Origin of the sequence: Kitasatospora sp. NRRL B-11411 (assembly GCF_000721345.1) — a bacterium.
In the GTDB taxonomy this organism is placed as follows: Bacteria; Actinomycetota; Actinomycetes; order Streptomycetales; family Streptomycetaceae; genus Kitasatospora; species Kitasatospora cineracea.
The window spans coordinates 1-10,992 of record NZ_JOGH01000162.1 but is presented as its reverse complement, the minus strand read 5'-3'; the positions used below and the strand labels follow the sequence as shown (position 1 = coordinate 10,992).

General features: G+C 75.1%; 12 protein-coding genes. 2 read left to right on the top strand and 10 right to left on the bottom strand.

The window, feature by feature from the left end; all coding sequences use genetic code 11:
• The 3 genes from IH44_RS0136605 to IH44_RS0136595 form a co-directional block, all read right to left on the bottom strand.
• Window positions 1–1,915, bottom strand: a 1,915-nt coding sequence (locus IH44_RS0136605) for an ABC transporter ATP-binding protein (RefSeq protein ID WP_051818066.1), incomplete at its 3' end; no start/stop codon positions are given.
• Window positions 1,912–2,907: an ABC transporter permease gene (locus IH44_RS0136600; protein WP_081967346.1), complete on the bottom strand. Its 996-nt coding sequence runs from the start codon at window positions 2,905–2,907 to the stop codon at window positions 1,912–1,914. The genes IH44_RS0136600 and IH44_RS0136605, both read right to left, overlap by 4 nt.
• Window positions 2,904–3,887 (bottom strand): ABC transporter permease, encoded by a 984-nt coding sequence (locus tag IH44_RS0136595; protein WP_030464152.1) that lies wholly within the window; start codon window positions 3,885–3,887, stop codon window positions 2,904–2,906. The genes IH44_RS0136600 and IH44_RS0136595 overlap by 4 nt, the downstream gene beginning before the upstream one ends.
• Window positions 3,888–4,250: 363 nt before the next feature.
• On the opposite strand from IH44_RS0136595, the gene IH44_RS0136590 reads away from it, so the two are divergent.
• Window positions 4,251–6,002 carry an ABC transporter family substrate-binding protein gene (locus tag IH44_RS0136590; protein ID WP_232795237.1) on the top strand — a complete coding sequence of 584 codons (1,752 nt, stop codon included), beginning with the start codon at window positions 4,251–4,253 and terminating at the stop codon, window positions 6,000–6,002.
• A gap of 57 nt (window positions 6,003–6,059) precedes the next feature.
• Here IH44_RS0136590 and pip read toward each other — a convergent pair whose 3' ends face one another.
• From pip to IH44_RS0136555, 7 genes are all read right to left on the bottom strand, one after another.
• Entirely contained in the window at window positions 6,060–7,031 is a 972-nt protein-coding gene (gene pip / locus IH44_RS0136585; protein WP_030464150.1) for a prolyl aminopeptidase, read from the bottom strand.
• Window positions 7,032–7,145: 114 nt separating this feature from the next.
• Window positions 7,146–7,823 carry a glyoxalase gene (locus tag IH44_RS0136580; protein WP_051818062.1) on the bottom strand — a complete coding sequence of 226 codons (678 nt, stop codon included), beginning with the start codon at window positions 7,821–7,823 and terminating at the stop codon, window positions 7,146–7,148.
• A 137-nt stretch (window positions 7,824–7,960) separates the two neighbouring features.
• Window positions 7,961–8,281 carry a hypothetical protein gene (locus IH44_RS0136575; protein ID WP_030464148.1) on the bottom strand — a complete coding sequence of 107 codons (321 nt, stop codon included), beginning with the start codon at window positions 8,279–8,281 and terminating at the stop codon, window positions 7,961–7,963.
• Between the two features lie 74 nt (window positions 8,282–8,355).
• Complete coding sequence (locus IH44_RS0136570; RefSeq protein ID WP_030464147.1) at window positions 8,356–8,637, bottom strand: hypothetical protein; 282 nt, start codon at window positions 8,635–8,637, stop codon at window positions 8,356–8,358.
• 98 nt (window positions 8,638–8,735) lie between these two features.
• Window positions 8,736–9,047: a hypothetical protein gene (locus IH44_RS0136565; RefSeq protein WP_157852588.1), complete on the bottom strand. Its 312-nt coding sequence runs from the start codon at window positions 9,045–9,047 to the stop codon at window positions 8,736–8,738.
• 122 nt (window positions 9,048–9,169) lie between these two features.
• A complete protein-coding gene (locus tag IH44_RS0136560) occupies window positions 9,170–9,472 on the bottom strand; it encodes a DUF3040 domain-containing protein (protein WP_030464145.1) in 303 nt (100 codons plus the stop codon).
• 47 nt (window positions 9,473–9,519) lie between these two features.
• Complete coding sequence (locus tag IH44_RS0136555) at window positions 9,520–10,065, bottom strand: DUF4383 domain-containing protein (RefSeq protein ID WP_030464144.1); 546 nt, start codon at window positions 10,063–10,065, stop codon at window positions 9,520–9,522.
• A 210-nt stretch (window positions 10,066–10,275) separates the two neighbouring features.
• Here IH44_RS0136555 and IH44_RS0136550 point away from each other — a divergent pair, with 210 nt between their 5' ends.
• Window positions 10,276–10,734 carry an SRPBCC family protein gene (locus IH44_RS0136550; RefSeq protein WP_030464143.1) on the top strand — a complete coding sequence of 153 codons (459 nt, stop codon included), beginning with the start codon at window positions 10,276–10,278 and terminating at the stop codon, window positions 10,732–10,734.
• Window positions 10,735–10,992: the final 258 nt, after the last annotated feature.

The window sequence follows — 10,992 nt, the reverse complement described above, 5'->3', positions numbered from 1 at the left end:
CGGCGACGGGGTCGGGGCGGGGGACGGCGGCGAGCAGGGCCCGGGTGTAGGGGTGGCGGGGGTGGGTGAAGACCCGGTCGGCGGTGCCGGTCTCGACGGTGCGGCCGAGGTACATGACGGCGACCCGGTCGGCCAGGTGGCGCACCACGGACAGGTCGTGCGAGACGAACAGGTAGGCGAGGCCGAGTTCGGCCTTCAGCCGTTGGAGCAGGTTGAGCACGCCGGCCTGGACGGAGACGTCGAGGGCGGAGACCGGCTCGTCCAGGGCCAGCAGGTCGGGGCGGACGGCGAGGGCTCGGGCGATGGAGATCCGCTGGCGCTGGCCGCCGGAGAACTCGTGCGGGTAGCGGTCGGCGTGCGCGGGGTCGAGGCCGACCTGGCGCAGCAGTTCGGGCACCCGGCGGCGGGCCTCGGCGGCGGGGGTGCGCTGGGCGAGCAGCGGTTCGGCGAGCACGTCGCCGATCGGCATCCGGGGGTCGAGCGAGGCCGCCGGGTCCTGGAAGACGATCTGCACCCGGGAGCGCAGCCGCCGGGCGGCGGCCCGGTCGAGGGCGGCGGTGTCCTGGCCGAGCAGTTCGATCCGGCCGCCCTGCGGGGCCGCCAGCCGCAGGATCTCGTACAGGGTGGTGGACTTGCCGGAGCCGGACTCGCCGACCAGCCCGAGCGTCTCGCCCTGCCGGATGTCGAGGTCCACCCCGTCGACGGCGTGCACCTCGCCGGCCCGGCGGCGCAGCAGGCCGCCGCGGCGCTGCGGGAAGCTGCGGGTGAGGCCGCGGACGGTGAGCACGTCCGGGCGTTCGGCGCGCGGGCGCACGGCGGCGGCGGGCAGCTCCGGGACGGGGTACACCTCGGCGGGGGCGGGCCGGACGGCGGCGAGGTGCGCGGCGCGCACGCAGGCGGCGAGGTGGGCGGCGGGCCGGGGCGGTGCGGCGCCGTCGGCGGGTACGGCCGCCGCGGGCCCGGCGAGGGCGGTCAGCGGGGGTTCGTCCTGGTGGCAGCGGTCCTCGACGAGCGGGCAGCGGGCGGCGAACGCGCAGCCCGGGGTGGGGGGTTCGCCGGTGGCGGGCGGGGCGCCGGGGATCGGGACCAGGGCGCGGCCGGGGCCGTCGAGGCGGGGGACGGCGCCGATCAGGCCGAGCGTGTAGGGGTGCCGGGGGGCGGCGAACAGGTCGTCGACGGGGGCGGTCTCGACGATCCGTCCGGCGTACATGACGGCGACCCGGTCGGCGCTGCCGGCGATCACCCCGAGGTCGTGGCTGACCAGGACGAGGGCGGCGCCGGTCTCGCGCTGGGCGGTGCGCAGCACTTCGAGGACCTGGGCCTGGATGGTGACGTCGAGGGCGGTGGTGGGCTCGTCGGCGAGCAGCACGTCGGGGTCGTTGGCCACCGCCATGGCGATCATGGCGCGTTGCCGCATGCCGCCGGAGAACTCGTGCGGGAAGGCGTCCAGGGCGCGGGCCGGGTCGGGGATGCCGACCAGGTCGAGCAGGTCGGCGGCGCGCTTGCGGGCGGCGGCCCGGCCGAGGTCCTGGTGGACCCGGACGGCTTCGGCGAGCTGGTCGCCGATCCGGTAGACGGGGGTGAAGGCGGAGAGCGGGTCCTGGAAGACCATGGCGATCCGGCGGCCGCGGACGGCGGCGAGCTGCCGGGCGGGCAGGCCGAGCAGTTCGCGGCCGTCGAGGCGGACCGAGCCGCCGGTGCGGGCGGTGGCGGGCAGCAGGCCGAGCACGGCGAGCGCGGTGACGGACTTGCCGGAGCCGGACTCGCCGACCAGTCCGAGCGTCTCGCCCCGGTGCAGTTCGAGGTCGACGCCGCGGACCGCCGGGTGGCCGCCGAAGTCGACGGTGAGGTCGCGGACGGCGAGCAGCGGGGCGGTGGGGGCGACCGGAGTGGCCTGGGCGGTCGGGACGGTCATGGGGTGCTCCGGCGCGGTGGGGTGGCGGTGGTCCGGCTCCCGGCCGGGGGGTGCAGCGGGCGGCGGGCGCCCCGGCGGGTGCGGCGGGTACGTCCGGCGGCGGCCGTCGGGTCGAGGGCGTCGCGCAGGCCGTCGCCGACCAGGTTGACGGCGAGCACGAACAGCACCAGCAGTCCGGCGGCGAAGTAGAACAGCCAGGGGAAGACCGGGGCGTCGCTCGCGCCGGCGGCCAGCAGGGTGCCGAGCGAGACGTCGGGCGGGCGGACGCCGAAGCCGAAGTAGGAGAGCGCGGCCTCGCTCATCACGGCGCCGCCGACGGTGACGGTGGCGTCGATGATCAGGAAGGAGGAGACGTTCGGCAGCACGTGCCGCCAGATGATCCGGAACGGTCCGACGCCCATGTAGCGGGCGGCGGCGACGAATTCGCGCTCGCGCAGCGAGCGGGTCATCGAGCGGACCACCCGGGCGGTGATCATCCAGTTGAAGACGGCGAGCAGCAGCACGAAGGCGATCCAGCCGCTGCCGCGCAGCCGGGGCGAGAGGACCGCGATCACCAGGAAGGCCGGGAAGATCAGCAGCAGGTCGACCAGGAAGGTCAGCACCCGGTCGGTCCAGCCGCCGAAGTACCCGGCGCAGGCCCCGACCAGCGAGGCCAGCCCGGTGGAGAGGACCGCCACCAGCAGGCCGATCACCAGCGACTTCTGCAGGCCCCGGACGGTCTGCGCGAACACGTCCTGGCCGAGCCCGTTAGTGCCGAACCAGTGGGCGGCGGACGGGGGTTGGCGCAGGCTGGCGTAGTCGGGCGCGGCGTAGTCCCAGGGCGTCAGGTAGGGCCCGGCGAAGGCCAGCAGGAACAGCAGCACCAGCACGACCAGCCCGGCCACGGCGCCGCGCGAGCCGGCCAGCCGGGCGGCGGCCAGCCGCAGCCGTCCGCGCGGTGCGGGCGCTTCGCCGGCCGACTGCGCGGTGAGTGCGGTGAGTTCGGCGGTCATGCGGTCCTCACCCGGGGGTCGAGCGCGGCGTGCAGGGCGTCGGCGAGGAAGCCGGCGGCGAGGACGACCACGGCGGCGAACAGGTTGACCGCGACCACCGAGTTGACGTCCTGTTCGTTGACGGCCTGGATGAACCACTCCCCCATGCCGTGCCAGCCGAAGATGGTCTCGGTGAAGGCGGCACCGGTGAACAGGCCGAGGAAGGCGTAGGCGAACATGGTGGTCATCGGGATGATCGCGGTGCGCAGGCCGTGCTTGAGCAGGGCCCGGCCGCGGGTGAGCCCCTTGGCCTCGGCGGTGCGCAGGTAGTCGGCGCCGAGCACGTCGAGCATGGTGGCGCGCTGGTAGCGGCTGTAGGTGGCCAGGCCGCCGAGGGCGAGCGAGAGGGTGGGCAGCAGCAGGTGCAGCGCCCAGTCGGCGAGGTGGGTGCCGAGTCCGCCGGCCAGGTTGGGCGTCTCGTAGCCGGTGAACGGGACCACCTCGTGCCCGGCGGCGTCCTTGGCGGCGATCGCGCCGTTCTTGAGCAGCAGGGCGAGCAGGAAGACCGGGGTGGAGAGCAGCACGAAGGAGAGCACGGTGAGCAGCCGGTCGGAGAGCCGGTACTGGCGCACCGCGCTCCACGCCCCGGCGGCGACGCCGAGCAGCATGCCGAGCAGGCTGCCGACCAGCAGCAGCCGCAGCGAGACCCAGATCCGGCGGCCGAACTCGTCGTTGACGTCGGTGCCGTGGATGGTGCGGCCGAGGTCGCCGTGCAGCAGTCCGTTCGCCCAGGTGCCGAAGCGTTCGACCACGGGGGTGCGATCGTTGAGGTTGAGCGCGGTGAGCTGGCGGTCGACGGCGGCCGCGGCGGGGCGCGGCTGCTTGGCCTCGAAGTAGGCCCGGGGGCCGAGGGCGGTGGCGGTGAGGGCGTACGACAGGAACACCGCTGCGGTGAGCAGGGCGGCGTAGTAGCCGAGCCGCCCCGCGAGGTATCGCGTCACGGCGTGCCTCCGGTGTGGTTCGCACACCTGGGGAACATGGTCATTTGCCTTCGCTCGTACGGTGTTTGACGCACTTTCGCGCAGCAGTTGTACGCCACTCCGGGCGGCCCGTCCAGAGCCCGCCGCGTCGGCGGGTCCGTCCGGTCCGGTGAACCCGCTGGTCACAGCTGATCAGACGGGTGCGGACGGGGTGTTGCGGTGGTGTTGCGCCGCGTTTCGTTTCGATCAGTTCTGCGCACGCACCCCTGGTGGGGTGGCTGACGGGCTGTTACGTTCGGCGCGTCGGCACCGACTTGGCTGCCCACCATCAAGCGCCGCCACACCTGGCGGCCCCCGACTCTTCGAAATCCGAGGACTCCGCCGATGCGCACACCGTCCGCCACGTCCGCCCAGGCCACCGCCCCGGGCCCGGCCGCCGCCCCCGCCCCGGGCCGCGCCGCCCGCCGGCTCGGCCGCACCGCCGCGGCGACCCTCGCCGTCCTGCTCGCCGCGACCGCCTGCAGCTCCTCCGGCGGCTCCGGCGGCGACGTGGCCAAGACCGTGGCGCCCACCGTGGACGCCGAGGACAACAACCCGCAGCCGCTGGAGAACCTCAAGGACGGCGGCGAACTGCGCCTCCCGCTCCAGCAGTGGATCACCCAGTGGAACCCGTACCAGGTCGACGGCAGGTACGGGGACGCGGTGGAGATCATGGGCTACGTGGAGGCCAAGCTCTTCCGGGTCGACGCCAAGGGCGTCTACCACCCCGACCCCGCCTACCTGGCCTCCGCCGAGGTCACCTCCACCTCGCCGCAGGTGGTGACGTACAAGCTCAACCCGAAGGCGGCCTGGTCGGACGGCACCCCGATCGGCTACCGCGACTTCGCGGCGGTCTGGAAGGCGTCCAACGGCAAGGACCCGGCGTACAACATCGCCGACCCCTCCGGCTACGAGCAGATATCCGCCGTCGAGCAGGGCGCGGACGCGAGCGAGGTCAAGGTGACCTTCGCCGAGCCGTACGCCGACTGGCAGAACCTGTTCAACCCGCTGCTGCCCGCCTCCGGGCTCTCCGCCCCGCAGGACTTCAACGAGGGCTGGGTGGAGAAGACCCCGGTCTTCGGCGGCCCGTTCGTGGTCTCGAACGCCGACAAGACCGCGCAGACCATCACCCTCACCCCCAACCCGCGCTGGTGGGGCCCCAAGCCCAAGCTGGACCGGATCACCTACCGGGTGCTGGACCCCGCCGCGATCACCCAGGCGTTCCTGAACAACGAGGTCGACCTGGCCTCGGCGGGCAGCGCGGCCTCCTACGGCCAGCTCAAGGACGCCCCCGACGCGGCGATCCGCACCGGCACCCCCTGGGACGAGGTGCACATCTCCTTCGGCGGCAACGGCCCGCTCGCCGACCAGAAGGTCCGCCAGGCGCTCGGCCGGGCGCTGGACCGCGCCTCGCTGATCAAGATCGCCAACAAGGGCGTCCCGGTGGAGTTCAAGCCGCTGGACAACCACCTGTTCATGACCAACCAGAACGGGTACCGGAACAACTCCGCCGACTGGGCCTCCTACGACCCGGCCACCGCGAAGAAGTGGCTGGACGAGGCGGGCTGGAAGGACGCCGGCGGCACCCGCAGCAAGGACGGGCAGCCGCTGGAGCTGCACTACGTGCTGAGCGACGGCTCCAACCAGGCGCAGACCGACCTGGCCTCCGCCGCGCAGAACATGCTCCAGCAGGTCGGCGTCAAGCTGACCATCGACAAGGTGTCCAGCAAGGAGTACTTCACCAAGTACGTCAACCAGGGCAAGTTCGACCTGGCCAGCTGGCGCAACACCGACTCCTTCCCGCTCTCCCAGACGGTGGCGATCTACCGCGCCCCGCAGGGCGACAACGTGTTCGGCAACTACTCGAAGCTGAGCACCCCCGAGATCGACACCCTGCTGCGCAAGGCCGCCGCCACCCTCGACCCGGCGCAGGCCGCCGAGCTGTACAACCAGGCCGACGCGAAGATCTGGGAGCTCGGGCACACCCTGGAGCTCTACCAGCGCCCCAGCATCGTCGCCGTCCGCAAGGGCCTGGCCAACTACGGGGCCGGCAGCCTCGCCAGCACCGTGATCACCTCGGTCGGCTGGCAGAAGTGACCGCCCGGGCCGGTGCCGCCCGGGCCCGCGTCGTGCACGCACCCGGGCGGCACCGGCTCAGCGGAGCTTGAACTCCTCCAGCGCCTCGAACACCGTCCGCCGCATCGCCTCGCCCCCGATGTGCCCGGAGTCGTCGAAGATGTGCAGCCGGGCGTCCGGCCACGCCTTCGCCAGCTCCCAGGCGGTCTGCACCGGGCTGCCCATGTCGTACCGGCCGTGCACCAGCACGCCCGGGATGCCCGCCAACCTGTGCGCCCCGCGCAGCAGTTGGTCCTCCGCCAGCCAGGCGCCGCGGCTGAAGAAGTGCGCGCAGATCCGGACGAACGCGATCCGGTCGTCGGCCTCCCGGTCGCTGTACATGCCGGGGACGCCGTTCGGCTCGTCCGAGATCACCGCGTCCTCCCAGGCCAGCCACGCGTCGGCGGCCGCCGCCCGCACCGCCCGGTCGGGGTGCTCCATCCGCCGCGCGTAGGCGGCCAGCAGGGCGTACACATCGCCGTCCCAGTCGTGCTCGGGGACGGCGGCCCGGAAGCGGTCCCACGCCTCGGGCTTGAAGGCGCCCACCCGGTGGTAGAGCCAGTCGGTCTCGGCCCGGCGGGTGGTGGTCACCGCCTGGATGACGATCTCGCTCACCCGCTCCGGGTGCTGCTGCGCGTACGCCAGGATCAGCGTCGAGCCCCAGGACGCGCCGTCCAGCAGCCAGCGCTCGATGCCCAGGTGCTCGCGCAGCCGCTCCATGTCGTCGACCAGGTGCTGCGTGGTGTTCAGCGCCATGTCCGCCGCCGGGTCACTGGCGTGCGGCGTGCTGCGCCCGCAGTTGCGCTGGTCGTAGCGGATCACCCGGTAGCGCGCCGGGTCCCACGCCCGGGTGGCCCGCCGCGGCGCCCCCGCGCCGGGCCCGCCGTGCACGTACAGCGCGGGCTTGCCGCCGGGATCGCCGAGTTGCTCGTAGTAGATGCGGTTCCCGTCCCCGGTGTCGAGGAACCCGCTGTCGTAGGGAGTCGTCGGCGGGTGCAGGAGGTCGTCCATGGAGGTCGCAGACATGACGGGCCACCCTAACCGCTCCCCCGCAGAAGGCAACTGAATAACCGTCACTCGACCGCCCTCCGGCAGCCCTCCGGCAGCCCGGGGCCGGATTCCGGCTCAGGCCGCGGCCCGCCCTTCGGCTTCCCGCGCACCGGTCTCCCGCACACCGGCTTCCCGCGCACCGGCCGGCGCCCAGCGGAAACCGTCCGGGTCGGTGAACGCCTCCGGGCCGCCGCCGTTGACGGTCAGCCGGTGCGAGCCGCCGCCCTCCGGGGCCACCCCGAGGTCCTTGGCCAGCGCCCGGCGGCGGTACAGGGCCAGCTTGACCGCGCCCGTCCCGGCCGCGAACTCGGCGTACACCCGCCCGAAGCCCTTCGCCACCGCGAACCCGCGATCCACGTAGTACCGCTTGGTCGCCGCGAAGTCCGCCACCCCGATCAGCAGCACGAACTCCTCGATCCGCCGGGTGGCCGGGCCGGTGTCCTTCTTCGCCGAGGTCGCCAGCTTCCAGATCGCCCCGTCCGGGGCCTGCACCACCGCGCCGTACCCCCACAGCGACTTCGCCGCGGGCTTGAGCACCGCGGCCCCGGCGGCCACCGCCGACGCCACGAAGCTGTCCACGTCCGCGGGCCGCGGCACCGTCAGGGCCAGCGTGAACCCGCGGAACCCCTCGGACGGCTCGGCCGCGGCCCGCACCTTCAGCCGGTCCTCGCCGAGGTCGAACGCGTCGGCGTGGAAACGGGCGGCCGCCACGGGGTCGGCCACGTCCAGGGTGATGCTCTCGATGTCTGTCATACCCCCGACGCTAGGCCCCGCCGCCCGCCCGGGGCTTCTCGATTCCTGACCGGTGCGGCCCGGCGCGCACCCGCACCACCGCCCCGGCCCCGTGCCCGCACCGACGCCCCGTCAGCACGGCTGCCCGGCGCCCCCGTTCAGCCGTTCTCCCGCCCCGGCAGCGCGGCGCCCGCCAGGAAGGCCCGGTAGACCTCGGCGGCCTCCGGCTCGACCTCGGTGCCGGCCGGGCCGTAGCGGGTGTCGGTACGGTCCCGTTTCGGCGCGGAGAGCCAGAACTCCTCCCCGGTCTCGGCGTCCTGGAAGTTCGCCGCGGACAGCCCCTTGGCCCGGCGCAGCGTCCGCCCCCGGAAGTACGCCGTGCTCCAGGTCTTCGAGAAGTCCACCCACCCGATCCACGAGGGCCCGCGGTCGGTGCCGTGACCGGTCTTCAACTGCACGAACATCAGACGTCTGGCCATGGCCCCATGCTCCGCCCCCGCCCCCCGCCCCGGCCACCCGTTTTCCCGCACGGGCCGACGCCGGGGCGCGGGCGCTACCCCAGGCCGAGGGCGGCGCGCAGGCGGCCGCGGGTGGCGGCGGCGGCTTCGCGGGTGACGGGGTCGTCGCTGCCGAGGGCGTCGCCGAGCAGCAGGTCGGCGGCGGCGACCACGGCGGCGGGGAGGACCACCTCGCGCAGGCCGAGCAGTTGGGCGGCGGCCTGGTGTCCGCTCGACGGGGGGCCGACGGGCCGGGGGTGGGGATCCGCCGGTTCGGGGACGCGCGGGGGCGTCGCCACCGGGTGCCCGCCCTGCGGGCGGCGCGGTTCGTTGATCACGGGCATGCTCCGTTCAACGGGCCACGGCCCGCGACGGTTACGCGGGCCGCGACGTTCGAGTGGTCCGCCCCGGTGGCCGTACGGGCGGCGGCGGGCGGTCAGGAGGCGTGCCGGTCCGCGACGGCGGCGGGGCCGGGCCCGCCGAGGGCGGGGCGTTCGGGGCGCGGGGCCAGGGCGCGGACGTCCGCCGGCCGCCGGACGGGGGCCGCGGCCGCGGTGTGCGCGTCGCGGATCCACCGGGCCAGCGCGTGGGCGAACTCGGGGCCGATCGTGGCGGCGTGCTGCAACTGCTCCAGGTCGCCCGGCCGGAGCGGGACGCGGGCCTCCGAGAGGACCGCCAGCAGGGGCTGCAACAGCCCCCACTGGAGGCGGACCACGGGCAGCGGGCTGGTATGCGCGGGCTCTGTCACGCCCGGTCCAACTGCCCGCCCCCGCAGGGGACACGGCCCGCCCGCCCGGTTCCACCACAGGGTGCAACGCCGCCCCCGGGACGGCCGCGGGCGGCCTCCGGGGACAGCGGGCGGCGGGCCCGTCACCCCAGCCGCAGGCGGGCGAGCCGGCGCAGCGCGAGGACGCACAGCAGGGCGGCCGCCGCGGCGAGCAGGACGGCCGGCAGGGGGTGGGGGCCGCCGGCGCCCGCCCACAGGGCGCCGGCGGCCGTCACGGTGGCGAGCAGGGCGACGGCCGCGACGAGCGGGCCCGGGCGGTGGGCCAGGCGGGCGGCGGGGCCGGGCGGGCGGTCCAGCCGCCGGTCCAGCCGGGGATCGCTCCGGCGCAGGTGGTGCTCGATCTCCGCGAGCAGGAGCTGCTCCCGCGGGGTCAGTCGGGTGTCCATCGGGTCTGCCGCCTCTCGGCGAGGGAGGGGAGGGAGGGGTGCGGGTGTCAGCCCCGGTCGCCGGGCAGCGCGGCCCGCCGGACGGCGGGGCCGACCGCCGGGACGGCCGGGACGGCAGTGGCGGTGGCGACGGCCTCCGGGTGGCGGCGGCGCCAGTACGGGTTGTCGTGCGGGAGGCCGCCGCTGATCCGGCCGTACATCCCGAAGGTGGCGATCAGCAGGCCCATGGCGAAGCTGAACAGGACGTTCGGGAGACGGAAGGCGAGCAGGTTGGCCGAGGTCTCCAGCAGGGCGAGGTTGACGAAGCCGCTCAGCACGAACAGCGTGCCGACCACGATGGTGACGGTGGAGGCGGCGCGTCCGCCGAGCAGCGCGGCGGTGAGCAGGACGGCGGCGGTGCCGATCGAGACGACGCTGAGCAGTCCGTTGCTGGACAGTCCGGCGACGTGTTCGCCGTGCGTCCCGAAGAAGGGCAGGCCGTCGGCCAGGCCGAGTGCGCCGAAGGCCAGCAGCAGGAGTGCGCACAGGCCCGCGCCGAAGCGGTGGATCCGGGACAGGCGGCGGTCGGCGACCGGTTCGTCGTGGGGGTGCATGGCGGTTCTCCTCTCGGTGCGGCGGGCCGCGCCCACCGCGTGTACCCCTCCCCCCACGAACGTCCCGCCGCCGGGCCGATGATGCCCACCCGCAGCGCTGGTGCAGCGTTTCACCCCGCCCGCCCCCGCCCCACCCCGTACCGCCGCCACCCATCCGTACCGGGCCCGGCTCCGAATCCCCCGGACGTCCCTACGGCCGAGGAGGCAGCGGTGATCGAGGTGGTGCGGGAGATCCCGGTCCGCCGGGCGGCGGGCGAGGTGCTGGACTACCTGGCGGACTTCGCGCACGCCGCCGAGTGGGACCCGGGAACCGCGGAGTGCGTCCGGATCGGCACCGGCGCCCCGGGGCCGGGGGCGCGGTGGCGGAACGTCTCGGTGTTCCGCGGGCGGCGCACCGAGCTGGTGTACGAGCTGGTGGACCGCGGGCCGGACCAGGTGCTGTTCGTCGGGCGCAACCGGACGGTCACGGCCGTCGACGAGATCACCGTCCGGCCGGGGCCGGGCGGGGCGGGGGCGGTGGTCCACTACCGGGCCCGGCTGCGCTTCCACGGGGTGGCGCGGCTCGCGGAGCCCTTCCTGTGCCGGGAGTTCGGGCGCTTGGCGGACGCGGCGCAGCGGCGGCTGCCCGAGGTGCTGGACGGCGGCCGAGCCCCCGGGGACGGCGGCTGAGCGCCCGACGACGACGGCCGGGCACCCGGCGGGCCCGGCCGGGGACGGCGCGTTCCCGTTCGGAGCAATCCGCGCGGCGGGGGCCTCCGAATGACGGGTGCAGGGCCGCCGCGGGCGGCCGGGAGTGCGGGAGCAGTGGGGAGAATCGACGTGACGACACTCGGCGCCGTTTCCATCGGGGGGTCCGTCCCGCCGTCGCGTCGGCCGGGGCCGAAGCCGGGGCGGCGGGTGGCCGTGGTGGGGGCGGGGGTGGCGGGG